Source organism: Pedococcus sp. P1_H8 (assembly GCF_056405175.1).
Genome location: NZ_JBFUCP010000004.1, coordinates 257,910 through 282,966 on the forward strand (window position 1 = coordinate 257,910; position 25,057 = coordinate 282,966).

The 25,057-nt window shown below is 67.7% G+C and carries 21 protein-coding genes and 1 pseudogene; 14 read left to right on the forward strand and 8 right to left on the reverse strand.

From position 1 onward, the window contains the following. The first annotated feature begins 57 nt into the window (after positions 1-57). From AC1DYG_RS06630 to AC1DYG_RS06645, 4 genes are all read left to right on the forward strand, one after another. Positions 58-1,107 (forward strand): ABC transporter ATP-binding protein, encoded by a 1,050-nt coding sequence (locus AC1DYG_RS06630; protein ID WP_477639092.1) that lies wholly within the window; start codon positions 58-60, stop codon positions 1,105-1,107. Positions 1,108-1,155: 48 nt separating this feature from the next. Then, the gene (locus tag AC1DYG_RS06635; protein WP_477639093.1) at positions 1,156-1,464 is read left to right on the forward strand and encodes a 4a-hydroxytetrahydrobiopterin dehydratase; all 309 of its coding nucleotides are present in this window, start codon (positions 1,156-1,158) and stop codon (positions 1,462-1,464) included. Between the two features lie 4 nt (positions 1,465-1,468). Beyond that, entirely contained in the window at positions 1,469-2,185 is a 717-nt protein-coding gene (locus AC1DYG_RS06640) for a VIT1/CCC1 transporter family protein (protein ID WP_477639094.1), read from the forward strand. 173 nt (positions 2,186-2,358) lie between these two features. Further along, on the forward strand, positions 2,359-3,216 hold the full coding sequence (locus AC1DYG_RS06645; RefSeq protein ID WP_477639095.1) for a trypsin-like serine protease: 858 nt from the start codon (positions 2,359-2,361) through the stop codon (positions 3,214-3,216). A gap of 346 nt (positions 3,217-3,562) precedes the next feature. Here the strand turns inward: AC1DYG_RS06645 and AC1DYG_RS06650 are convergent, their stop codons facing one another. The 6 genes from AC1DYG_RS06650 to AC1DYG_RS06675 form a co-directional block, all read right to left on the reverse strand. Continuing rightward, entirely contained in the window at positions 3,563-4,207 is a 645-nt protein-coding gene (locus tag AC1DYG_RS06650) for a TOPRIM nucleotidyl transferase/hydrolase domain-containing protein (RefSeq protein ID WP_477639096.1), read from the reverse strand. Positions 4,208-4,256: 49 nt separating this feature from the next. Next, the gene (locus tag AC1DYG_RS06655; RefSeq protein WP_477639097.1) at positions 4,257-5,285 is read right to left on the reverse strand and encodes a GmrSD restriction endonuclease domain-containing protein; all 1,029 of its coding nucleotides are present in this window, start codon (positions 5,283-5,285) and stop codon (positions 4,257-4,259) included. A gap of 139 nt (positions 5,286-5,424) precedes the next feature. Next, complete coding sequence (locus tag AC1DYG_RS06660) at positions 5,425-6,120, reverse strand: hypothetical protein (RefSeq protein WP_477639098.1); 696 nt, start codon at positions 6,118-6,120, stop codon at positions 5,425-5,427. A gap of 86 nt (positions 6,121-6,206) precedes the next feature. Then, positions 6,207-7,094, reverse strand: coding sequence for a hypothetical protein (locus AC1DYG_RS06665; protein WP_477639099.1), 888 nt, complete (start codon positions 7,092-7,094; stop codon positions 6,207-6,209). Beyond that, complete coding sequence (locus tag AC1DYG_RS06670; protein ID WP_477639100.1) at positions 7,081-8,016, reverse strand: hypothetical protein; 936 nt, start codon at positions 8,014-8,016, stop codon at positions 7,081-7,083. The genes AC1DYG_RS06665 and AC1DYG_RS06670 overlap by 14 nt, the downstream gene beginning before the upstream one ends. Positions 8,017-9,243: 1,227 nt before the next feature. Then, positions 9,244-10,401, reverse strand: a complete 1,158-nt coding sequence (locus tag AC1DYG_RS06675) for a LacI family DNA-binding transcriptional regulator (protein ID WP_477639101.1) — start codon at positions 10,399-10,401, stop codon at positions 9,244-9,246. 82 nt (positions 10,402-10,483) lie between these two features. Between AC1DYG_RS06675 and AC1DYG_RS06680 the strand changes: the two genes are divergently transcribed. The 5 genes from AC1DYG_RS06680 to AC1DYG_RS06700 all read left to right on the forward strand — a co-directional run bounded on the left by AC1DYG_RS06680 (position 10,484) and on the right by AC1DYG_RS06700 (position 17,751). Next, entirely contained in the window at positions 10,484-11,734 is a 1,251-nt protein-coding gene (locus tag AC1DYG_RS06680) for an extracellular solute-binding protein (RefSeq protein WP_477639102.1), read from the forward strand. 65 nt (positions 11,735-11,799) lie between these two features. Then, complete coding sequence (locus AC1DYG_RS06685) at positions 11,800-12,735, forward strand: carbohydrate ABC transporter permease (protein WP_477639103.1); 936 nt, start codon at positions 11,800-11,802, stop codon at positions 12,733-12,735. Further along, a complete protein-coding gene (locus tag AC1DYG_RS06690) occupies positions 12,735-13,658 on the forward strand; it encodes a carbohydrate ABC transporter permease (RefSeq protein WP_477639104.1) in 924 nt (307 codons plus the stop codon). The genes AC1DYG_RS06685 and AC1DYG_RS06690 overlap by 1 nt, the downstream gene beginning before the upstream one ends. Further along, the gene (locus AC1DYG_RS06695) at positions 13,655-14,923 is read left to right on the forward strand and encodes a glycoside hydrolase family 32 protein (RefSeq protein WP_477639105.1); all 1,269 of its coding nucleotides are present in this window, start codon (positions 13,655-13,657) and stop codon (positions 14,921-14,923) included. Before AC1DYG_RS06690 ends, AC1DYG_RS06695 begins: the two co-directional genes overlap by 4 nt. Positions 14,924-15,240: 317 nt before the next feature. After that, complete coding sequence (locus AC1DYG_RS06700; protein ID WP_477639106.1) at positions 15,241-17,751, forward strand: glycoside hydrolase family 32 protein; 2,511 nt, start codon at positions 15,241-15,243, stop codon at positions 17,749-17,751. Positions 17,752-18,007: 256 nt separating this feature from the next. Here AC1DYG_RS06700 and AC1DYG_RS06705 read toward each other — a convergent pair. After that, a pseudogene (locus AC1DYG_RS06705) lies at positions 18,008-19,207 on the reverse strand (IS110 family RNA-guided transposase). A 306-nt stretch (positions 19,208-19,513) separates the two neighbouring features. Between AC1DYG_RS06705 and AC1DYG_RS06710 the strand changes: the two are divergent. The 4 genes from AC1DYG_RS06710 (at position 19,514) to AC1DYG_RS06725 (ending at position 21,930) form a co-directional block, all read left to right on the forward strand. Then, positions 19,514-19,663: a hypothetical protein gene (locus tag AC1DYG_RS06710; protein ID WP_477639107.1), complete on the forward strand. Its 150-nt coding sequence runs from the start codon at positions 19,514-19,516 to the stop codon at positions 19,661-19,663. A gap of 501 nt (positions 19,664-20,164) precedes the next feature. Continuing rightward, positions 20,165-20,590, forward strand: a complete 426-nt coding sequence (locus AC1DYG_RS06715; RefSeq protein ID WP_477639108.1) for a cupredoxin domain-containing protein — start codon at positions 20,165-20,167, stop codon at positions 20,588-20,590. A gap of 71 nt (positions 20,591-20,661) precedes the next feature. Beyond that, complete coding sequence (locus tag AC1DYG_RS06720; protein ID WP_477639109.1) at positions 20,662-21,024, forward strand: hypothetical protein; 363 nt, start codon at positions 20,662-20,664, stop codon at positions 21,022-21,024. 141 nt (positions 21,025-21,165) lie between these two features. Next, complete coding sequence (locus tag AC1DYG_RS06725) at positions 21,166-21,930, forward strand: hypothetical protein (RefSeq protein ID WP_477639110.1); 765 nt, start codon at positions 21,166-21,168, stop codon at positions 21,928-21,930. Between the two features lie 121 nt (positions 21,931-22,051). Here AC1DYG_RS06725 and AC1DYG_RS06730 read toward each other — a convergent pair whose 3' ends face one another. Further along, the gene (locus tag AC1DYG_RS06730; RefSeq protein ID WP_477639111.1) at positions 22,052-22,177 is read right to left on the reverse strand and encodes a hypothetical protein; all 126 of its coding nucleotides are present in this window, start codon (positions 22,175-22,177) and stop codon (positions 22,052-22,054) included. Between AC1DYG_RS06730 and AC1DYG_RS06735 the strand changes: the two genes are divergently transcribed. Further along, positions 22,176-22,631 (forward strand): class F sortase, encoded by a 456-nt coding sequence (locus tag AC1DYG_RS06735; protein ID WP_477639112.1) that lies wholly within the window; start codon positions 22,176-22,178, stop codon positions 22,629-22,631. The genes AC1DYG_RS06730 and AC1DYG_RS06735 overlap by 2 nt on opposite strands. Positions 22,632-25,057: the final 2,426 nt, after the last annotated feature.

Here is a 25,057-nt window from a genome sequence, read left to right on the forward strand (position 1 = left end):
CCCGTCACCGCTGCCCGCCGAACCCATCGCTGACCCCGCCCACCTGGGAGCCACATCGTGAACACAACGTCCGACACCACCGAGACCACGCCGTCGCGCCCCGCGACGAGCGGCGAGGCGCTGCTGTCGGTCACCAACCTGACCAAGCACTTCCCCATCAGGCGCGGGCTCCTGCAGCGTCAGGTCGGGGCCGTGCAGGCAGTCGACGGTCTCACCTTCGACGTCGCCAAGGGCGAGACCCTCTCTCTGGTCGGCGAGTCGGGCTGCGGCAAGACCACCACGGGCCGGATGCTCACCCGGTTGATCGAGCCCACCGACGGCAAGATCGTCTTCGACGGCCGGGACATCACCCACCTGTCGACGGGCAAGATGCGGCCGCTGCGGCGTGATGTCCAGATCATCTTCCAGGACCCCTACGGCTCCCTGAACCCGCGTCACACCGTGGGCACCATCGTGGGCGCTCCCTTCCAGCTCCAGAGGGTCAAGCCGAAGCAGGGCACCAAGAAGGCGGTGCAGGAGCTGCTGGAGCTGGTGGGGCTCAACCCCGAGCACTACAACCGCTATCCGCACGAGTTCTCCGGCGGTCAGCGGCAGCGCATCGGCATCGCCCGCTCGCTCGCCCTGCGCCCCAAGCTGATCGTCGCCGACGAGCCCGTGTCGGCTCTCGACGTCTCGATCCAGGCCCAGGTCATCAACCTGCTGGAGGACCTCCAGAACGAGCTCGGTTTGACCTACGTCGTGATCGCCCACGACCTGTCTGTCGTGCGGCACATGTCCGACCGCGTTGCCGTCATGTACCTCGGCAAGATCGTCGAGCTGGCCGACCGCGACGACCTGTACTCGCGCCCCATGCACCCCTACACCACCGCGCTGCTCTCGGCCGTGCCGATCCCGGACACCACCCGCCGGACCAAGCGCGAGAGGATCCGCCTCCAAGGAGACGTGCCGAGCCCGATCAACCCGCCGCCGGCCTGCCGCTTCCACACGCGCTGCTGGAAGGCCCAGGAGATCTGCAGCACGCAGGAACCGCCCCTGGTCGCCCTCGCCCCGGGGCACCAGGTCGCCTGCCACTTCCCCGAGAACGTCACGCCGGCTGAGGTGAGGTGAGGCTCGGCTTCGGTGACAGGTTCGGACTTCCTTGCCAGAGTAGGAGGCATGAGCCGACTGCTGACTGACGAGGAGATCGGGCGCCAGCTGGGCGACCTGCCCGGTTGGACCCGCGAGGGCGACGAGATCTCGGCGAGCTACGAGGCGCCGGACTTCCCCACCGCGATCCGACTGGTCGACGAGGTCGCCATCGAGGCCGAGGACATGGGCCACCACCCCGACATCGACATCCGTTGGCGCACAGTCAAGTTCGTTCTGTCGACCCACTCCGAGGGCGGACTCACCCAGCTGGACGTCGAGCTCGCCCACCGCGTTGGCCAGGCAGCGGCCCGATTGGGGGCGACCACCGTTGGCTGAGGCAGTGACCGCCGAGGTCGAGCCACACGAGGGTGAAGAGCACAGCCAGGGCATCGGAGCCCGCCTGAACTGGCTGCGCGCCGGCGTGCTCGGAGCCAACGACGGGATCGTCTCCACGGCGGGCATCGTGATCGGTGTCGCTGCGGCCACCGTCGAGCGCTCGACCATCGCGACGGCAGGGATCGCGGGGTTGGCCGCGGGCGCGATGAGCATGGCGGCGGGCGAGTACGTCTCGGTCAGCACCCAGCGTGACACCGAGCAGGCCCTGCTCGACAAGGAGCGCGGCGAGCTGCGGGACATGCCCGAGGAGGAGCTCGAGGAGCTCACCCAGATCTACCAGGACAAGGGCCTCACGCCCGACCTCGCCGCCGAGGTGGCTCGCCAGCTGACCGCCCACGACGCGCTGGGTGCCCACGCGGAGGCCGAGCTGGGCATCGACCCGAAGGAGCTGACCAACCCCTGGCACGCCGCCCTCGCCTCGATGGTGTCGTTCACCCTCGGCGCGCTGTTGCCACTCATCGCGATCCTGCTGCCGCCGGTCGGCGCCCGCATCTGGGTGACCGCACTGGCCGTCGTGACCGCCCTCGCCCTCACCGGTTGGGGCAGTGCGCGACTCGGGAAGGCTCCCGTCAGTCCGGCGGTGCTGCGCAACGTGGCCGGAGGTGTGCTGGCGATGCTGGTGACCTACGGCATCGGCGCCCTGGTCGGCACGCAGGTCTGAGTCGGCGAAGCCCCGGATCACACGGCCTCGAGATGCGGCGGGGGCCGGCCAGCAGACGGTAGGCACACGGCATACCTGCTGGAAATCCTCCGGATGACGCTGGACAGTCGGCCCCGGTAGCAGTTGAATGCGGGTCTTCGCCCACCGGGGCGACACGACCGCAGGGAGTCCGCATGAAGTTTCGCCGCGCACTGGCCGTCTTCGGCCTCACCACCGCGCTGGTCGGGGGCACGACCCTCGCCGCATCAGCCATCACGGGGGGCGACCTCGACGGCAACGGCCATCCGAACGTGGGCATGATCGCGTTCTACGACGGGACCGGGCGGTTCCGCTGCAGCGCCACCCTCGTGTCGCCGACGGTGCTGGTCACCGCCGCGCACTGCACCGACGGCACGGTCGGCAAGACCGCCGTCACGTTCAAGTCGGTCGTGGCCGAGGCACCGCCGTCGCCACTTCCCGTCGCAGCCAACACTGCTGCGGGCTACACCTCCGCGGAGCTCACGGCCGCTGGGTTCCTCAGCGGCACCGCGCGAACCCACCCGGGCTACTCGAACTTCACCGACCTCAGGAACTGGAACGACGTCGGGGTCATCGTGCTCGACGCCCCGGTGACGGGGATCGTGCCGGCCACCATCGCCCCGACGAACTACCTCGACAAGTACACCCCCAACGTGCTCAACAAGACGCTGTTCACGGCGGTCGGCTACGGCACCGAGGTCCGTCAGGCGGCGTCCGGCCCGCAGAAGCCGACCCCGCAGTCCTACCCGATCGTTCGTCGGGTCACCGACGAGGTGGGCCAGAAGCTCACGCCGCAGGTCCTGCAGGTCAACGGCAACGAGAACGACCCGCGCGGTGGCGGTGGCACCTGCTTCGGTGACTCCGGAGGCCCGTCGTTCAACGGTGGGTACCAGGTGACGGTGACGAGCTACGGCTACACGAACAACTGCCGGTACCTCGGTGGCCTCCAGCGGATCGACATCCCGGTCGTGCAGAACTGGCTGGCCGGGTTCGGAGTGGGCCACGCCGGCTGACTCCTCCCTCTAGCGCAACCTGAGCGCCCCCAGGGGTGCTCAGGTGCCCCGGTGAGCGGGATGGACAGGCCGGCGAGGACGAGGGCCGTGGCGGCGAGGCGATTGCTGCGCTGACGGAACGACACCGGACGCAGGGCGGCTGACGTGAGGGACACGGGGCGGAGGGTGGCTGCTGCGGTGGTCATGGCTCCACCCTCGGTGGTCGGGCTCTGGCCCGGGTATGCCGCCGCTGTGGGGTTGCTGTGGACGTCACCCGGGCTCGTGGCGGGCCGGAACCACACCTGGGTCAGCCGCCGCGTGGGTCCCAGTGTGGGTCTCGGTGTACGTCGCCGATCCAGTTGCCGATTCAGTCGCCGAGACGGTCCCCGAACCGGTCCGGAGGCGCGCCGCGGAGCTGCTCGAACATCGGCCCGGGGCTGTCCATCGCCTCGACCAGTCCGGCAAGGGGGCGGGGCAACGCACCCTGGTCGAGCGCTGCGGCCATCGCGGCCGCCATCAGCTCCTTGCGGCCGGAGGCCGCGCCGGCGAACCGGTGCACCTGCTCGTGGAAGCTCTCGGACACCCAGGCGGGCTGCTGGGTGAGCATGGCGAACCGCTGAGTCAGTCCGAGGTCGTCCAGCACGGTGCGGAGTCCCTGCTCGCCAAGCTCTCTCATCAGCTCGTCCTCGAGGTCGCGGTCGCAGACCTGGAAACCCCACCACGGCAGCTCGTCCACCGCTGCGACAGCGCAGCCGACACGGCGCAGGGCCCGGACGAAGAAGCGCGCCTCGGGAAGGTCGCACATGCCGAGTACGCGCGGGCTGTCGACGGCCTCGGTCGCGGCGAGCAGGTGGCGACGGATGTTGGTGGCCCCGTGCATGTCGACCAGGTGGATGCCCTGGTCGGTGAGACCGAGCCCCGTGCGCTCGGCCACGACACGCACGGCCGCCACGTCGCTGGCGCCCTCGAGCAGGACCCACACGCGACACCCCGCGGGCACCGAGACGGTCATGCACCCAATCTGCCAGAGTCCCTGCGCCGCAGTGGCGTCTGGGCCTACGTCACCGCTCGCAGGCGATCCCGTCGTGGTCCCTGTCCTGGTACCAGTCGTACTCAGGGTCGATGCCGCTCCGGTACGGGCCGTAGCCGGCCGCGTTGGCCTCGCGGCAGGTGCCGAACCGGGGGTCGGTGCCAGCGGAGGTGGACGGCTTGGGCGTGGTGGTCTGGCTGGGTGTCGGAGCGGCTTGCTCGCGGCCACCGCCGAGCGGGATGGCGGCCGCCGTGGGCAGTGCCTGAGTCGGGCAGGCCGTGAGCACCCGCACCATCGCGTCCCGCTCTGCTGTAGTCACCGACAGTCCGTAGCGGTGCTTCACCGCGATCTGGCGCGCCACGTAGGCACAGCGGAACGCCTTGTGCGGCGGCAGCCAGGTGGCGGCGTCGCCGTCACCCTTGTGCAGGTTCGTCGGGCCGTCGACCGCGAGCAGGTTGAGCGGGTCGTTGGCGAAGGCAGTGCGGCGGGTCTGTGACCACTGTTGGGCGCCCTTCTGCCACGCGTCGGACAGGGCGACGACGTGGTCGATCTGGACGGCGTTCGAGGTGCTCTGGCCGCGGACGAAGGTGATCGTGGAACCTGTGTAGGGGTCGTGGAGCGTGCCCTTGAGAACGAGGCAGCCGTGGGTGCCGGCCTTGAGGGTGAAGCGGGTGAGGTCACGGCGCAGGATGTCGTAGCGGGTGTCGCAGCCGTTGCGGTCGACATCGGCCCACGCCTGGCCGAAGAGGGAGCGGTCGTAGCCGGTCTTGGGCGCACGGCCCTTGATGACCAGCGTGGCCAAGGTGGTGACCGCGGAGCCGGGCCGGACGGTCTTGGCGGGCGTGGGTGTCGCCTTGGCAGGGATACTCGTGGAGCTGGTCGTGCCGGTGGTCGTCGCGGGCGCGCTCGACGTGCTGGGGGAGCTCGTGGTGCTCGACGTCGTCGCGGACGCGTCGGAACCCAGGGAGTCGGCGACTGCCGGGCCGCACGCCGCGACGACCAGGACCGCCAACAGCGCGCCGGCAGAGGCGGGCCAGTGGAGGTCGGGACGGCGGATCATGAGGTGGGACAGGCACTTTCGGTTGGCGAGGTCACAACGCGGAAAGGCTAGGCCGATCCGATGCCCGTGTTCATCGAACCGGACAATCCTGCCCAAACAGACGATCCCGACCTGGCCAGGTCAGAGCGAAGTCGATCGGCTACTTGAGCAGGCTGACCCCACGAGCGATGACGAGGACCGAGAGCATGAGTGCCGAGACCGATTCGAGCGCCATCAGCATCTTGGCGCGCGGGGACAGCGGCATGGTGTCGGTCGGGCTGAAGGCGGACGAGTTCGTCACCGAGACGTACAGGTAGTCGACGAACCCGGGCACCCACCCCGACTTGGCTGCCGACCGGGCGGCCACCTCGTAGATCGCGTCGTGGTCCTCGTCCTGCGGGAACCGGAAGTCGGCCACAGGCAGGCCCGGCCTTGCGGTCTGCGTGCGCTTGACCGGGCCGCCTCGGTCCAGCTCCCAGTACGCGAGCGCGAACACCAGGACGTTGGTCAGCCACACCTGACCAGCGGCGAGCAGCAGGCCGGGTCCGTCCTCGGCGGCTCCACTCACCAGGGCCCGCACGAGCAGGACCAGCGACCCGGCGTTGGTCGCTGCGATGAGCAGCACCAGCGCGATCGAGACCCTGCGCAGCCATCGGTTGTCCCGGGTCATCCGGCGCGGGTTGGCGGCCACGAGCGGGATGAACAGGGCCGCCTCGAGCAGGGGCACGGCAAGGCGCGGGCCGAGCAGCAGCCCCTCGGGCAGCGCGGCATACAGGCTGATGGCCACGAGGACGGCCAGAGCTGCCGGAAGGCGGACCTCGCCGGGGTGCTGTTTGCGGTGGATCTGGGTGCTCACCCGCTTGGTCTACTGCCGCACCCCGCGAGAAGCCGGCTGCCACACCGACGACGCACCGACGATTCATGCGCGCCTGACCTGCAGGTTCAGCCGGGTAGGTCCCCGGCTTCCACCGCTTTGCGGGCTCCGCGTTCGACTGCTGCCTCGATCTCGGCCTCGGTGAGCTGGTTGCTCTCGGCCGCGGCAAGGGTCTTGATGACCTCGAGTCCAGACGCCGAGTCGCGGGCAGCGGCCTGCGCCGCGTTGCGGCCCGCGAGGGACCACTGCATGGCGAACTTGAGCGCGGCGCGCACGCTGACGGTCGGGTTGTCGGCGAACATCGGCGAGGGGATCGTGTCGAAGTCCATCAGCTCCTCTGGTGTCGTGTCGACCTCTACTGCCAGGACGCCGGCCGCGTCCGCGGCGGGGATCAGCTGTCGGTCGAGCATCCGCTTGATCAGCGCGACGCCACCGCACTGCTGGGAGACCGCCGTGGAGCTGAACTGGTTGTCCGCCACGAACTTGCCGCGGGTGTAGTGGTTGGTGAAGCTCCAGAGGTACGGCGACAGGACCTCCGGATGAAAGTCGCGGTAGCCGAAGCCGTTGTACTCCTCGAGCTTGAACAGCAACACGGGAATCGTCCACGTCCCGACCTCGTGGAACCTGTGTCCCCGGAGGGCATCCTCGGCGCTCTCTTCCCAGGTGAACGGAGGCTGACCCTGACTCGGCCGGCCCGGTGGAAACTGGACCGTCCGAGCGGTCAGCGGATCGCCGTTGTGGAGGTGACCCTTGAAGCTCTGGCTCCCCTCGAGGCTGTGGATGGTGGCGACGACATACCAAGGGGTGCCGAGCGTGCTGGCAACGGCCTCGTAGCGGCCTTGGTTCGCCACTGCCCGATCGGCGACCGCGTCGATCGTGGCCACCCGCTCAGCGCGCACCGTGCACGACGCGAACAGCTCGTCGTACTCCTTGCTCAGGGCCTCAGAGAGGGCCATTGCCTTCCCCCACAGCCTTGCGGGCTCCGCGTTCGGCCGCGGCCTCGATCTCGGCCGCGGTGAGCTGGTTGCTCTGGGCCGCGGCAAGGGCCTTGATGATCTCCAGTCCGGACGCCGAGTCGCGGGCAGCCGCCTGCGCCGCGTTACGGCCCGCGAGGGACCACTGCATGGCGAACTTGAGCGCGGAGCGCACGCTGACGGTCGGGTTGTCGGGGAACATCGGCGACGGGACCGTGTCGAAGTCCATCAGCTCTTCGGGTTTCACGTCATCCTCCTGTGCTGCGAAAAACATGGCGTCTGCTGCCGCGAAGATCGCGGGTTGGTCAATGTCGCCCGGATCCCAGTGGTCGTTGCCGGGCACCTGGCAGTGCCCGAACCACCCGGCCCTGCTGTAGTTGTCCCAGGTCCGTGGGACCGGATCGAACTGCGTCGTGGAGAGTCGGCCATTCCACTGGTCCGGAACTCCCCAGGAGTGGATCGCGCGCATCATGGCGCGGTAGTTGGGACCGGGCCTCCAGTCGTCGGTGAAGACCGCGTGTTGCGTCGTGACGCCATGACGGTCGGTGATCGGACCCGGCCAGGCAACGAACTCGATCTGGATGTTCACGAGCCCGGACCCGTTGGTGCGACGCTTGACGGTCAGGTCGGGGTTGAGCTCGTTGCCCAGCGCCCGCGCCGACCGGTCAAGCGGGAAGTACTGGCCCAGCCGGTCCGTGACGGGGTCGTACAGGAAGTGCGGCTCGGCTCTCTTCTCGGTGAGAACTGCATGCATCTCGTCGAAGAGAGCAGCTCCGTCGGACGCGAACCCCGACGGGGAGACGGTGACATGGGCGGTGACCTTCGGGTTTCCGCCCTCCATGACCCCGAACGATCCCGAGGGTGTGAGACCCTCGGCCTCGGGGACCCGCCGCTCACCGCTCACACAGGCCCCCCATCGGCCGGGGTCCTGCCAGGCACTCCGCGCGAGCAGGCTACCGGCCCCGCCACGGCGACCGGCCCCGCCACCCGAGCCCATGCCGTGCGGTTGCCCGGGCGTGAACTGCGTTTGCCCACGCTTCGACTGTCGATGCCCGGGTGAACCTTGTCATCGCTCGTTTGGCGTATTTTGCTGTGACTGCGCTCGCGCCAGCCAACGGGATCGGCTGAACCCCAGACCTCCGCACAGGCGCGGGTCTCCACGTTGCGGAGACTGCGGAGTCGGGTCGGTGGCTCAGTGGTGAGGAGTGCCCCGAACGAGTTGCGGGAGTTCAACGGTCGTGGACCGAGAGGCGGCAAGCCAGCGTGCCTTGAGGAGCACCGATCGGCCTGACAGTCTCTCGACATCAAGACAGCGATGCCCCCACTCCCAGAGAGAGTGGGGGCATCGCTCGGTCAACGTCGCCAGACTCCCCTGTGGTGTCAGACGTCGCCCGGATGGCTTGGTCTCCCCGGACCTCGCTGCTGGACCCGGACGTTCGCCATCAGAGTTCGGCGATGCGGGTCCGGGCAGGCGCCAAGACGGAATGCTACCTGCGGCGGGCGCCGATGGATACCGCCCAGAGCGTTGGCACCGCCCCGCCTTGCAGGGGTGCAGGCGGGGCGGCTATCGCGGCCTGGGTGAGGGGGGACAGACCCGGAGGGCCGCGATGGCCCCGATGCTACTCACGGCGAGCCGAGCGGTCGTCCGACAGCGGTCCTAGTGCGAGGTGACGGGACAGCCAGGCACCCACGCCTCCCCCATCCCCTCCGGCGTGGGGTACCTCTACCCACAGCGAGTGCGCTCCCCCCACCGGACGCGCCGCAATGGTCAGCCGGGAGTAGCGTGAAAGGCTGTGAATGGATCCGGTAAGAAGCCGTGGCCCTACATCCCAACCCTGCTCGCCATGGTGACCTGCGGGTCTAGACGTTGAAGCGGAACGTTGACGCGCTCTTCGAAGCATTGCGGTCGTTCGGCGTACATGGGCTCTGACCTGCGCAAACAGTGACCATCGGCCTCGAGTCCACTGTGGACGATCCCGGTTGATTCCGGTGCTGGTGAGGGCAGATTGAGGGCAGAGCGTCCTCCCGCCGCGACCTCTCCAAGGGAGCCACAGCCCGGCCCGACTCACTTGAGACGGCGGCCGCGCCGGAGGTGCTGCATACCGCCCAGAGTGACGCAGGGCCCCGCTAGTCACGCCTGGAGTCGGACAGGTCTGACAGCGGTCACCGAGGCGCGGCGCACGAGAGGGCACTCCAAGCGGGCGACCTCACCGTTGCCATTGGGCTGCCAGGAGGCGGACGAGGTGTCATGCCCGAGCAGTGCTTGGATTGCCAGCTTTCCCATCTCGGCATGAGGCAGCCGCATCGTCGTCAGGGGTGGGTCGAGTTCTGAGGCGATGAACTCTTGGTCGTCGAAGCCGATCACTGAGAGGTCGCGGGGGACCGAGAGCCCTCGCTGTCGCGCGGCGCGGTAGAAGCCCATCGCGACCTGGTCGTTGAAGCAGAACACCCCGGTGGGACGCACATCGTCAGGGAGGTCGAGCAGTTCGCCTCCAATCACGCCGCCGCTAACCCTCGGCAAGACACCAAGGCGTAGGCGCGGGTCGGGGCGGATTCCGGCCTCTGCGAGGGCTTGCCGGTACCCGGCTAGGCGAAGGCTCGAGGCAACAAGACCGGTGTTGTCCCCCAGGTAGGCGATGCGGGTGTGTCCGTGCGCGAGAAGCTCCCGTGTCGCGTCGTATGCCGCAGCCGTCTCGGAGGGAATGATCGAGCGAAACAATCCGCTCGTGGCGCGGCAGTTGAGGAAGATCGTCGTCTCGGGAAGTCCCGGGAGGGGTTCGACCTCCTGGTGGAACATGTGCGCGACCACCAGTGAGGACACCTGATGCTGCACCAAGGAGTCGAGCGCGCGTTCCATGTCAGCGTCGTTGGGTGAGCGACCGATGTTCACCGTGATGAGCAGAAATCCGTTGCGCGCAGCCTCGGTCTGCGCGGCCGCCAACATCGCCACAGCGAACGGGGTGGTGGTCACCTCATCGGACAGAAAACCGATCGCCTGGCTGCTTCGACGTCGCAGCCCCCGGGCCATCTCGTTGGGCCGGTAGCCGAGCTCGTTGGCCGCCTTCTGCACGCGCTCTCGGGTCGCTTCAGGAACTCGGACACCCTGTCGCTTCCCATTGAGCACGACCGAAACCGTCGTGATCGAGACGCCGGCACGCAAGGCAACGTCCTTCAACGTGGGACGAGAGGGCGGCACAGATTCTCCTTCAGCATCGTCCGGAAACTGGGCTCCGGTTGGGTATTGACAGCGAAGAAACGTTGTATCACTATTGCGGAAACGTTTCTTCAATCTTCTCGACAGTACCTCAACCCCAAGGAGAACCACAGTGAATCGAGACATGCGACGCAGGGTTGTGAGTGCTGGCGCGCTCTTGGCAACCACTGCTCTGATGATGACGGGCTGTGCGAAGGCCACCACCAACGCCAGCGGCGGAGACGGGGGCACCCTGACCCTGTGGACCCACGCGGGTGGCGCCCCCAAGGAGATCGCGCTCCTCAAGACGGCCATCTCGGACTACAACTCGAGCCAGAAGAAGTACAAGGTCGACCTGAAGTCGTTCCCGCAAGAGGCGTACAACGGCGCAGTCACGGCGGCCGCCACGTCGAAGAAGCTCCCCTGCATCCTCGACATCGACGCGCCGAACGTCCCCGCTTGGGCGAAGGCCGGCTTCCTGGCCCCGCTCGACCTGCCAGCAGACCTGGTCGCCAAGAACCTCGACAGCACCAAGGGCATCTACAAGGACAAGCTCTACTCGATCGGCTACTTCGAGGCGGCACTGGCGATTTTCGCCCACAAGGACGCCCTGGTTCAGGCTGGCGTGCGCATCCCCACCGTGAAGCAGCCGTGGACCGCCGCCGAGTTCGATGACGCGCTGAAGAAGGTCAAGGCGAGCGCGAAGTACAAGACCACGTTCGACCTCGGCACCGGCGACTCGGGCACCGAGTGGTGGACCTACGGCTACTCGCCCTTCCTGCAGAGCTTCGGCGGCGACCTCGTCGACCGCTCCGGCTACAAGACCGCGCAGGGCGCGATCAACGGCGACGCGGCCAAGAAGTGGGCCGCGTGGTTCCGCGGTCTGGTGGACCAGGGCTACACCCCTGCCAAGTCCGGGGTCGACGCGTTCGCCGACTTCTCCAATGGCAAGTCGGCGATGGTCTGGACAGGTATCTGGAACGCCACGGGTCTCGACAAGGTCAAGGACGGCGTCGCGCTGCCGCCCCCGGACTTCGGCAAGGGTCCCAAGATCGGCGGCGGTTCCTGGCAGTGGGGCGTGAGCTCCAACTGCGCGAACAAGGCCGCTGCAATGGACTACCTCGCCTACTCGCTCCAGCCGAAGTACCTCTCGAAGATCGTGACCGACTCCGGCAACGTCCCGGCAACGGACGAGGCGGCCCAGCTGTCGCCGGGGTGGCAGGAGGGAGGCCCGAAGCGCTTCTTCCTCGACGAGTCTGCGGCCTTCGCCGAGCTTCGTCCCCCGACGCCGGGCTACCCGTTCCTGACCACGACCTTCGCCAAGGCGGCCCAGGACATCATCGCCGGTGGTGACGCCAACGCCATCCTCGACAAGGCGGCCGCCGACATCGACGCCGACCTTAAGGCGAACGACTACTACGGCAACTGAGCTCGCTGGGGCGGGCGGCAATGACAGCCGCCCGCCCCCATCGAGCCCCTCAATATGGAGTCCTGATGACCACCACAGTCGCCCCGCGCACCACCACTTCACGCAGTAGGACCCGACCGCCGTCCAAGGCGCACACGCGCTCCTGGGTCGGATTCAGCTTCACTGCTCCGGCCATCGTCATGCTGCTCGTGTTCTTCTTCGTGCCGCTGATCCTCTGCTTCCTGCTGGCCTTCACGAACGCTCGGCTCATCTCCGGTGAGCCCACCAGGATCACGGGGCTGGACAACTTCCAACGACTGTTCTCCGATCCCCTGTTCTGGAAGTCGCTGCGCAACACGGCCTACTTCGCGGTGGTCGTCGTGCCGCTGCAGTCCGCCTTGGCACTGCTGCTCGCGATCCTGGTGAACGGTCAGGGACGGGCAAAGAACTTCTTCCGCACCCTGTACTTCGTGCCTGTGGTGACATCGATCGTCGTCGTGTCGATCCTGTGGCGCTTCATGTACGCGAGCGACGGTCTCATCAACAGCATGCTGCAGCTGGTGACGTTCAACACGGTGCAGGGCACCGACTGGTTGAGCAACACCTCGACCGCCATGCCGGCGGTCATCCTGATGTCGATCTGGCAGGCCGTCGGATTCCACATGGTGATCTGGCTTGCCGGCCTGCAGACCATCCCCATGGACCTGTACGAAGCGGCCTCGCTCGACGGTGCCGGCCGGTGGGACCAGTTCCGCTTCGTCACGTGGCCGGGCCTCAAGAACACCCGCACGTTCATTCTCGTCACCATCACCATTGCTGCGCTCAGCCTCTTCGCGCAGGTCCAGGTCATGACCAGCGGTGGCCCGCTCGACTCGACCTCGACCGTCGTCTACCAAGCTGTTCGTGCCGGCTACACGCAGCAGGCCACCGGCTACGCATCCGCGATCTCCCTGGTCTTCTTCGCACTGGTGTTGACCGTCTCGCTCATCCAGCAGTTCCTCACCCGAGACAAGGACGCCTGATGACCACGCTCACACACAAGGCCGCCTCCCGCCGAGCCTCGAAGCCGCGCCGCAAGATCACCCGAGGCACGGTCGGCCTGAACATCGCTCGCCTCGTTCTCGGACTGTTCTTCGCATTCCCGATCGTCTTCATGCTGGTGTCCTCGCTGAAGCCGGACGAGCAGATCTTCGGCGATCTCGGCTCCCTCAAGGCGTTCCTCCCCGTCGGACACCTGTCTCTCGACAACTACCGCACGACCCTGGACACCGTCCCGGCGTTGCGGTTCCTGCTGAACTCGATCGTGGTCTCGGGAGTGACCGTTGCCCTCGGGTTGTTCATCAACAGCCTGGCTGCCTTCGGCTTGTCCCGGCTGCAGTGGAAGGGCCGCAAGATCGTGCTCGCCCTGGTGCTTGCAACCCTGGTCGTGCCGTTCGAGACCTTCGCGCTGCCGCTGCTCTGGTGGGTCAACCACCTGCCCTGGCTCACGCACGACGGCTTCACCCTGCTGTGGACCGAGGGCTGGCTGGATACCTACCGAGTGCAGATCCTGCCATTCGTTGCCAACGCGTTCTCGATCTACCTCTTCTACTCCTACTTCCAGAGCATCCCCAAGGAGCTCGACGAGGCAGCCATCGTTGACGGGGCCGGATGGTTCCGCATCTACCGCAGCATCATCATGCCGCTCTCCGGACCCGCTATCGCCTCGGTCTCGATCCTGACGTTCCTCCCCGCCTGGAACTCCTACCTGTGGCCCCTCATGGTGGTGCAGACCGAGGAATTGCGGCCCGTCATGCTCGGTGTCAGCTACTTCTTCCAGCTAAACGTCGAGTGGGGCCCGATGATGGCCTACTCCAGCATGATCACGATCCCCGTCCTCGCGCTCTTCTTGGCCTTCCAGCGAAACTTCATCGGCAGCATTGCCGCGAGCGGCGTGAAGGGATGACCTCGACAGCGCCCCGGGCGACCGAAACCCGGCCGATCGTCCACTTCACCCCACCGGAGGGGTGGATGAACGACCCCCACGGGGTCTACTGGCTCGACGGTGTCTACCACCTGTACTTCCAGCACGTGCCGGACGCGGTGGAGTGGCAGACCGGGATCTCCTGGGGCCATGCCACCAGTAAGGATCTCGTCCACTGGCGCCCAGCGGCCCCAGTCCTTGCACCCGGCGAGGGCGACGAGGGCATCTGGTCAGGCAGTGCGGTGATCGGTGACGACGGCCGGCCGGTGCTCTTCTACACCTCGGCCGGCGGCGAGGACGTGGACCTCGGAAGGATCCGCTCCGCGCGGTTGTCACAGGCCGGCGATCAGTGGGTCAAGGGTCCGGTCGTGGTTGAGGCTGTGGACACGGCGACGCGCGTGTTTCGGGACCCGACAGTGTTCCGCGACGGCGACCACTGGACCATGGTTGTTGGCAGCGGCCGGTCCGACGGCACCGCGTGTGCGGAGGTGTTCTCGTCCTCGGACCTCGCGAGCTGGACGCCCGTCGGGATCCTGGCTTCGCGAAGCACCCGTTCGCAGCACCCCTGGACGGGCGCTGCCTGGGAGTGCCCGCAAGTAATCAGCGGCGACGGTGATGCGCCCGACATTCTCGTGGTGTCGATCTGGGACGACCACAAGCCGCACGATGTGGCAGCGGCGACGGGGACCTACGCCGACGGCCGGTTTGTCGTGCGTCACTGGCGCTTGCTCTCAGCCGGCGCTGGCCACTTCGCCGCCTCGGCGTTCACCGACGTCGAGGGACGGTCCTGCCTGATCTTCTGGATACGAGGCATCACCGACCCCGGTCGGTGGGCCGGTGCCTTGAGCCTGCCGTACGTCGTCACCGCAGACGGCGACGACGTCCGTCTGGAGCCTCACCCTGCGGTCGCGGCGGCGCGCCTCCCCCCTGACGCCGGCCACGTCGGCCGAGCCATCGACGTGGAATGGCGGCCCCGCCAGGAGGACAGGCTGCAACTGGTCACTCCCGAAGGCGAGGTGCAGGCATCGGTCCACGTCGAGGGGTGGACCGTTACGGTCGCCGTTCGCGACGCCGCGTCGGTCACGGTCAGCCACCACAGCGAGTGCCTGCGGATCATCGCCGACGCCCAGGTCCTCGAGGTCGTCGCCGACGGCGGCTTGGTCGGATTGCCCCTTCCGGCATCCGAGACTGGACTCCAGCCGCACACTGGCGATCCGGGCCGGGTCGCCTGGTGGCACCTCAGTTGAGTTCCCAACGAAGCCCGGCATCGAGCCGTCATGTTTGGCCCGAAATGCGGTGTATCTGACTCGGCCTGACCGGCCCCGGAGGGGGAGACCATCCGCCACGTGGTGACCTGCCTCCGCCGGTCGTGACAAACGTTGAAAAGGATTGCAGAGTGTTTCGTTCTCTCCTGGTCGTGCTCGCGGCCGCGGTCGCCAAAAACAGTCGGGGTGCCCGCGGCCGCGGTCGCACCGACCAACACCACCGAAACCACCCTTCCAACTCGCTACTGACAACGTTGTCAGACCGGAGGTTCGTCATGGCTGTCAGCACTCGTTCACCTATGCGCCGGCCGCTCGCCGTCGTCCTGCTCGTCGTCGCGTTCCTCGCCGCACTCGGCGTGGCACCCGCGGCGGCGGACACGCCGCAGCACCGCCCCGCGTACCACTTCAGCCCCGCGAAGAACTGGATGAACGATCCCAATGGGCTCGTCTTCTACAAGGGCGTCTACCACCTCTTCTTCCAGCACAACCCGCTCGGCAATGTCTGGGGCAACATGTCCTGGGGGCACGCGACTAGCACCGACCTCGTCCACTGGAAGGAGCAACCGGTCGCCATCCCGTTCGACGCCAACGAGGGAGTGTTCTCCGGCTCGGTCGTCATCGACAAGACCAACAGTTCCGGCTTCGGGACCGTGAAGAACCCCGCTCTCGTGGCGATGTACACCAGCGCCTATACGGCCGCCAGCGGCCGCGAGGGCATTCAGGCACAGTCATTGGCGTACTCGACCGACGACGGTCAGACGTGGACCAAGTACTCGGGCAACCCGGTCATCGACATCGGCTCGCGCGAGTTCCGCGACCCCAAGGTCTTCTGGTACGAGGCCGCCAAGGAGTGGCGGATGGTGTCGGTGATCGCCAACGAGCACAAGGTCCTGATCTGGCGCTCCGCCGACCTCAAGCAGTGGACCCGGCTCTCCGAGTTCGGCCCCCGCGACGCCATCGGCGGCCTCTGGGAGTGCCCGGACCTCTTCCCGCTAGCGGTCGACGGCGACCCGGGGAACGTCAGGTGGGTCATGATCGTCAGCCTCAACCCGGGTGGGATCGCCGGCGGCTCGGGCACCCAGTATTTCGTCGGTGACTTCGACGGTACGACGTTCACGCCGGACGGGCCCGCGAGCTACGAGCCTCCCACCGGCACGCTCCTACAGGGATTCGAAAACGGGTATGCCGGGTGGACCCCGACCGGGACCGCCTTCGGGTCTGAGCCCGCATCCGGTTCGCTGCCCGGCCAGCAGCCCGTCACCGGCTACGTGGGCGAGCACCTCGCCAACAGCTTCATCGACTTCGACGGCGCCCAGGGCGAGCTGACCTCCCCGCAGTTCACGATCAACCAGAGGTACCTCAACTTCCTCATCGGCGGTGGCCACCACGAGGCAGTCGCCGGCGCGACCCAGGGCGACCCTGGCGGCGAGGTCTTCACCACCTTCGAGAGCCTCGACCCCGCGACGCACCTGCCCGCCGGGTGGAGCGCCACAGGGGACTTCGTCGGCTACGGGGCGACCAGCTCGAGCCTGCCCTACCACCAGGGTGACAAGGTGCTCGACACCTGCGTCGTGCCCGACAAGTGTGACCTCGCCGTGGGCACCTTCGTGTCGCCCGAGTTCACCGTGACCAAGGGTTACGTCAACCTCCTCATCGCAGGCGGCACGCACCCGGTCGGGACAAGTGGCCCGACCGTCGTCGAGCTCGTCTCGGGCGGAGAGGTCGTCGGGTCGGTGACCGGAAACAGCTCCGGTGAGATGGACTGGCGCCACATCGACGCCACGGCACTGGTGGGCCAGCAAGCCCGGATCGTCGTCCGGGACGACCACAGCGGCGGCGACTGGGGACACCTCATGGTGGACGACATCCGGGTCTCCGACACGCCAGCCGGCCCGCGCGACACCCAGACGACCGTCAACCTCGTCGTCGGCGGGGAGGTCGTGCGGTCCAGCACCGGGTCCGACAGCGAAGCCCTCGACTGGGCCTCGTGGGACCTCAGCGACCTGCAGGGCAGGACCGCGCAGATCACCGTCGTCGACCACAGCTCCGGTGGGTGGGGCCACATCCTCGCCGACCAGTTCATGCTCGCGTCGGCACCGGCCAAGAGCGGGACCGACCGTGCCAGCTGGGTCGACTTCGGACGCGACAACTACGCCGGCGTGACCTTCAACGGGCTGGCCGACAACCAGCGCACCACCATCAGCTGGATGAACAACTGGCAGTACGCCGGTGACGTGCCCACCGACCCGTGGCGCGGCCAGATGACGATGCCCCGCAGGCTGTCCCTCGTCTCCACCGAGGCGGGACCGCGCCTTCGCCAGACGCCGGTCCCCGGAGTCGATGCGGTGACCGTGAACCGTGACAAGCAGCAGGCCAAGGAGCGTTCGGTCCCGGCCGGTGTGACGCCGACCGGGCTTGCCGCGACCGTGGCACGGGTCGAGGTCCGGGTCGCCCTGGGCTCGGCGTCCGAGGCCGGCGTCGTGCTGCGGCGCAGCGCCGACGGCGCCGTGGGCACCAGGATCGGTGTCCGTCGCGACGGCACGCTGGTCGTCGACCGGACGCGCAGCGGCAACGTCGGCTTCAACCCCCTCTTCCCCAGCGTCGAGGAGGCGCCCGTGACGGTGCGCGACGGTGAGGTGACCTTCACGGCATACCTCGACCGCAGCTCGGTCGAGGTGCTGGCCGAGGGCGGTCAGGTCTCTGTCACCGACCTCATCTACCCGCCGGCCTCGGCGACGGGTATCGCCGCATACGCGGTGGGCGGGACGGCCAAGGCGGTCGACATCAAGGTGACGCCCATCCGCCCCTGACCGGGTCGAGGCGGCCGGTGCAGCTCCAGCAGTTGCACTGGCCGCCCCGCCCGTCCATGACTCATCGCGAGGCGGTTGCCGACGAGGTGCGGTCTCCCCGTCGCCGTGGTCTGAGCGCAAGGAGCGGGAGGTGCGGAGCGGAGGGCCGCGGGAGGGAGAGCTCAGCCTGGCGTGATCGCTGCGGAGCCACGCACTGACCGGGGCGCCAGCCGTACCTGAAACTCCTGCGTTGCGTCATTTCGGCTCCCTTCTGTTGTCAACCGGTCGCTGTCAGGGTCGTTTCGCGGTGGGTCTTCCGGGTCGTTGAGGGCGGGCGTAGCGTGGGTTGTGCGGGTCCGGGAAGTGGCTGATCCGAAGTGTCGATGTGCGGGGGCAGGTCGACCGCGCTGGATTCTAGAGTCGCCCCGCTGTGCCCTCCCGGGCCCGTGCCGGCCGCCCCGTGGGCATCGTCGAGGAGCTGTCGATAAATGGCGTCGGAGATCCTTCGCTTCAGGCACCTGATCGCTTCGAGGGGCTTCTTGCCCTCGGCTCGCTTGCGTCGGTAGTAGGCCCGGCCGTCGGTGTCCAGGCGGATCTGGCTGATCGCGGCGATGTGGATCATGTGATTCATGCGCCGGTTCCCGGCCCGCGAGAGCCGGTGGCGGTTCTGCTCACCGGAGGACGCATCCAGTGGTGCAGTGCCGGTCCAGGACGCGAACCGGTTGCGGTCGGCGAACCGGGTGACGTCGCCGACATCGGCCAGGACCCGGGCCGCGACGACGGGTCCGACGCCGTGCAGGTCCATCAGGTGCGAGCCGCGGGCAAGCACGATCGCCTTGAGCTCGGCGGTGGCCTTCTTGATCTTGGCCTCGACCGCGACCAGCTCGGCCAGCTCCTCGGCGGCGATGCGTCGGCGGGTCTTGCCCGCGATGTCGCGAGGGCGGACGGTGCCCAGCATTGCCTTGGCCTAGCCGGTGGTGATGTCGCGTTTGCCTTGGCCTGGAAGGAGTTCGGCGAGCAAGGCTTGGAGTCGATCGACGGTTTGGACCCGGCGCCGGGTCAGTGCTTCACGGCGGTCGGTGAGCATCCGCAGCGCCTCGAGCTCCCCGTCGAGCTGCAGCACCCGCAGCGTCGTGGTGCGGACCGCGACGACCGCGATCGAGTGCGCGTCACGGGCGTCGGTCTTGCGGTTGTGGCCGGTGTCGAACAGCCGGACCCGGGCGGCAAGCTTGGCCGGGACGTCGACGACCTGCTCGCCGTCTTCGAGGAGTCGCTGCGCCAATGGCCTGCCAGCGCCGTTGCTGCCCTCGACCGCCCACACCCGGTTAGGCCACCCGGCGACGTACGTGCGCATCGCGGCGTACCCGGCCCGGTCGGTGGTGAACCGTCCCGAGCCCAGGAGCTTCTCGTGATGATCGACGACCTCGATGGTGGCCGACAGCTTGTGGGGATCGACCCCGATGATGACGTGCTCCATGTGCTGCTCCAGCCTGTGCTCGTTCCGATGTGGACGGCGAGGTGGGCATTGCTACTACGAGCAGGGCAGTCCCTTCTTGAGCCACGCCTCGTCGCGGTGACGGCGGGCCGCAGACCGATAGTGAGCCACACCAGTTCAGCCGGTGGGCAGCCGCATGAAGAGCTACCCGCCGATCACCTGGACCGAGTCTGGCCAGACACCGGCCCTAGAGGAATCGTCTAGTAGCCGCGTTGGACCGTCTGCGCGGCGATCAACGCCTACCGCCAGGCGTTCTTCGAAGATGTCACCGGCGGCGCCGCTGCGCCCATGGTTGGCGACGAGAAGGAGGACCAGGAACAGGCGGCCGAGCTCCCGGCCACCCACTCCACCGCCCTTCGCCCCGGACCCAACAACCAGTGCGCGCCGACCTTCGGCAACTCCAGCATCTACGGAGGCACCTTCAGCGACGACAGCTAAGCACCCCTGCTCGACGCAGCCCGGAAGCCGTCAGATTGATATCGAGTGTCCGCCCTGTCAGGCGCAGTGTCGCCTGCCCGTGGACATCAGATCCGCCGTCGGCGGACTCACTGTGGGGGATGGGCTTCAGCGTGGCGTCGAAGCTTCCCGCACTGACAGCGACGGGGGCACCGGCAGACATCAGCAGAACCACGGGTGCAGCGAGAAAACCGAAATCTTCTTCTTCATGGCGGATCCTCTTTGATCGCAGATGCCCCTCAGTGCGGGCGCACTACACCCGCCGTGTCATTCGGTACCCCAGCCCCAAGGGATTGGCCCTCATTCACCTGCCCTTGGTGCGGGTCTGCCCTTGGGCCTGCGTCGGCTCCGGCAACGGGCTCGATGAACGTCGCCTCCTGCCCTGGCGCAGTCAATCGGCTCGAGCCACCAAGCCGGTTAGGAGCCGGTAGCGAACTCCCTGTTGCGGTCGTCGTCTCGGCTGCCTGACTCGGGAGGCAACACATGAACCGCAAGATCACGCTCCTCGTACTCGTTCCCGCGCTGACGCTCGGCCTGTCGGCCTGTGGCTCATCGGACACCGGCTCGTCGTCGACGTCGGCCATGTCGTCGATGCCGATGCCCTCGGAGGCGAACACCACCACCACCTCTGCGGAGCCGACATCCTCAACCGCCGCGGACGCGACGGAGGCCGTCATCTGGATCACGGACTTCGCGTACAAGGTCCCTGCGTCGGTGGCGCCCGGCGCCAGCATCACGATCAAGAACGGTGACTCACAGGCGCACACGGTCACGTCCAAGGCGGGCGGGTTCGACGTCAAGGTGGATCCCAACGGGACGGCGACGTTGACCGCGCCGAGTAAGCCAGGGAGCTACCCGTTCGTCTGCACCTTCCACGCCAACATGAACAGCACGCTGGTCGTCAAGTGACCACCGCCGCGATAGCTGCCCCGCGCACCGCGCGGCACTTTCTCTCCCTCGTACTGCGTGTTCTTGTCGCCGTGTCCCTCGCCGTCGATGCGGTCGTTCACCTCCGGCTCGCGGGCGGCTACCAACAGTCCGCGCCGAGCGGCATCGGCGCGGGAAACCTGTTCCGCATCGAGGCCGCGGTTGCTCTGGTGGTGGCGGCATGGGTGCTCTGGCGAGGTAACCGCGCTGCCCTGCTCGCCGCCTTCGCGGTCGGCTCGAGTGCCGCTGTGGCCGTCGTCCTCTACCGCTACGTCAACGTCCCTGCCCTGGGCCCACTTCCGGCCATGTACGAGCCCGTGTGGTTCTTCGAGAAGTCTTTGAGCGCGGTGTTCGAGGGCGTGGCAGCTGCCGCGGCGCTGGCTGCCATGGCCCTCGTACCTCGGCAGCGGGGGTAATCACGCGCCTACCGGGGATGCGCCTGCCGCGAACTAGTCCGGCCTCGGACCCATCTGCCGCACGGACCACGACGAAGTACCTGCACAAGCGTTGTTCAGGATTGACGGCCAAACACGGCCACAGGAACAAGGAGCACCCGTATGCGCACCACCACCAAGATCGCCACCGTCGCCCTCGGCTCGGCGGCCCTTCTCCCCTTCCTCGGTGCCGGCATGGCGCAGGCCGCGGATGGGAACACGATGGCAACCCTTCGCCCGGTTGCGCTCAACGGCGTCAAGGCCAACGGCACCGCGATGGTGACCGTGAGCGGTACCCGCATCGACGTGACCATGGCCGCGTCCGGCCTGCTGGCTGGCAGCCCGCACGCGGCGCACATCCACTTCGGGGCCGACGCCCGTCACGAGTGCCCCGTCGCCGGTGACGACGCCAAGGGCGACGGCACCATCAACACGACCGACGGCGGCCCGGCATACGGCCCGATCGTCGTCTCGCTGACCAAGACCGGCGACACCTCGCCCAAGAGCGGCCTGGCGGTCGACCGCTTCGACACCGCCCCCGGCGGCAAGATCAGCTACGAGCGCGGCAGCATCAACGTCTCCTCCGATGTGGCCCAGGCCATCACCGAGGGCAAGGCAGTGGTCGTCGTCCACGGTGTGGATCACAACGACAACGGCAAGTACGACGGGGAGACGAAGAGCGACCTCGACCCGAGCCTGCCCACCGAGGCGACCGACCCGGCCATCTGTGGCGTCCTGAACGCGGCCCCGGCCGGCGGCATGGACACCGGCGCCGGTGGCACCTCCACCCCGAACAACGAGGGCATGCTCCTGCTCGGTGGCGGCCTGCTCATCGCTGCCGCCGGTACCGGCGCCTTCACTGCTCGCAAGGCACGTAACCGCGTCTGATGTCCCACCCCATGAAGTTCGGTGACCGCCGCGGCAACATTGCCGCGGCGGTCACCGTCGCGCTTCTCCTGGTGGGTGGTGCCCTGGTGGCCAAGTCCCTTACTGGAACCGAAGCAGCGCCTCAGCCCGACGCCGCCCAGTCCGCGCCGTCCTCCTCGTCACCGCCGTCGCCAAGCGCGACACCGTCGCAGACCTCCAGCGCGACCCAGTCCACGCCTGCGAGCACCTCGGAATTTGGGCCTATCATGGGGCCGAGCTCGCCCGTGTCCCTGGTCATTCCATCCATTGGGGTGCGCACCAAGGGCATTGTCGACCTCAAGCTGGACAAGAGTGGCAAGCTCGAGGCCCCTACCGAGTTTGCCAAGGCCGGTTGGTACGCCGGCGGTCCCACCCCGGGCGAGTTCGGTCCAGCTGTCATTGGTGCGCACGTCGACAGCAAGTCCGGCCCGGCGGTCTTCTACCGCCTGGGTTCGCTCAAGAAGGGCGCAGCGGTCTCCGTGGTCCGCAAGGACGGCTCGACAGCGCGCTTCGTGGTGGACCGTGTCGCGCGCTACGCCAAGGCCGACTTCCCGACCGCCACCGTGTACGGCGACACCAAAGGCCGCGCCGAGCTCCGCCTCATCACCTGCGGCGGAGCCTTCGACCAGTCCAGCGGGCACTACGTCGACAACATCGTTGCCTTCGCGCACCTATTGGAGTAACCAGCGCCTCCCATCCTCGCCAGCGGCAGGACCACGTTGCCATTGACCTGGTATGCCGCGTGGTCGCCTTCGACGCAGCCGACGACTCCAATCCGCGGATGCCGGGCCGACTTCCGGGCGGGCGCGCCTGTCCTGCCGACCTTGCCGCACTGTCCTGCCGACCTTGCCGCAAGGCGGCATTGCGCTTAACGGCTAATGACCTCTGGCTCGGCCTGGTCGTTGCGCTCAGCGCGCGATGTCCTATTCGCAGGTCCCGCCCATGCGGATCCACGAGCTCAGCCGGTGAGTGTTCGACAGGCGGGCACACGAGGGGCACACCCAACGACATCCCGTGCCGCCCAGCGAGGTCCGCTCCCCGACTCCCCTGCCGCGACGAGGCCTGGGGTCACCAGCCTTCGGCGGCCTTGTGCTCGGCCAGCAGGGCATCCGCCCGATTGGCGGGGGTGAACTCGCATGATCCGTCATGGCCGTTCCGCAAGGTGCACATGCTTCCGCTCGCTAGGTGCACCTGCGCGCAGCCACCCTGCAGGGCGGCGACCTCGTCGATCGCGGCGTTGTGCACCTCAGGGGCGGACTCGGACCGGGAGCCAGAGGCGGTCATACCGGGTGAGTTGGTGTCCACTGTTGGACCAGCAATCTCCTCTCGCTGGCGAGAGGGCATGGGCCCCAAAGTGAGGCTGTGCTGACACTACGCCATCCGGGCACGCCGACCCGGACTTCAAGGGAAAACTCCCTCCCCTGGCGGGGCATACACACCCACGTGGCCGGTGTTGCCGGTGAGCCGTCAGGAGCTCGTGGTGAGCCCCTCGGTTCGCGTCGACCCAAGCGTTTTGAAACCGTCGCGCGAGCAACCACTTTGGCCTCTTGCTTGCCGACGAACTCGAGGATTCCGTCAGCATGCGGTGTGCAAGGGCAGACAATCCAGCGGCGGCTCGAGAGGAACTTTGTGGGAAGCCAAGGCGGCGGCCCCAGGAAGCGGCTCTTCCAGTGCGGGTTTTGAAGAAGTACAACGTTGGCGAGTGTTCGCGCCGCATGCTTGGGCTCGTGCATGCCGGCCGCATCAACCCGACCGACTTCCGCCGAATCGGACTCCTAAACAAGGTCGCGGTGAGTCAGATCGCGGACTTTCGGGTGGAGGTCGGATGAATCGGACGATCAACCTTGTCGACAACAACGCCCATGTCGCGGTCCGAGACGCGGCCAAACGCCAGGGGGTGACGACGATGCCTCCTAACGGCCTTGCTGATGTCATCGACGCTGCTACCGCCTTGGACGGCGAGAACAATGGGTCTCGTTGGTGGGCGGCGGCGGCTCACCCAATAGTGCTTGCACGTGTATTGGCTCAGAATGCGTCAAAGCGCCGTCATCCTGGCTGCGGAGTGACACTGCCTTATCCCTTGGTCTGACCTCCATGGAGGTGGGACAGTGGGCAGATGAGCGAGGGATCGGGCGACGGATTCGTAGAGATCGGGTCGGGAGGGGGGCTCACATGCGCGAAGTGCGGGAGTTATGTGTGGCGAGACGACCTCTCGCTGCAGATACACCGCGACTGGCACGTGGAACTCGACTCAAGGACGCAGCCACCCAGCCCAGCGGCCATGGATCGGCTCATGGGCGAGCACCTGCGGTGACAACGTAACGGGGCGGCGATGACCCGGTCAGCCGCGTCCAACCGGCCTTCGACCTCGAGATGGGTGAGGCGTCGCCGGGCGTCCTCAGCGGTCGCCGCGACGCCGAACAGGGCCAGCTGTGCCTCTCGTCCCGCTCCCCCATCGCCACCATGACCTCGACCCCACCGGCACTGAGCCGCGTCCCGCTCCACGCGCTGCTGGCTCATCTTGGACTGTGCGTCCAGCGCCGCCCGACGGGCCAACTGTCGAGCGCTCTGCTTGCTGACCGGCCGGTCCTGGGTCTGACGCATCACCTTGTCCTCTGATCACGGAAGCCCGCCACCCCCGAAAGCCCTGGACCGCTCCCCCAGCGGACAACCGTCACAGCCCACACTCAGGCCACACCCGATCGCCCTTTCCCTTCTCCCGACGTACCCCCAGCCATAACCGACCACCGCCATGTCCCACACACCTCATGCATTGTCGGCGAGGTTCCGGCGGACGAAATTCCGTCAACGGCGCCACAGGTAGCGATCCCGCGGTCCACCTGCGGGCTGACGCAGGTGCTCCAGGTCGGTCAAGACGCTGCGCCACCGCGCGTCGTCCAGGTCGCCGCGAGCTGCACGGTCCCCCAATTCTCTCAGCACTCGGCGGCAGGCGGCTGGAGAGTTGAGGACGGCCCGGACGTGGTCCTCGATCGAGACCACGGTGGCGATATACCGGATGCCGATAGCTCCGCTGTCCGCCGCGCGTCGCTCCTCCGACGCTGCCCGGCGGCACTGCGGCGAACACCACCGCTTGGGTCGTCCGGGTCGA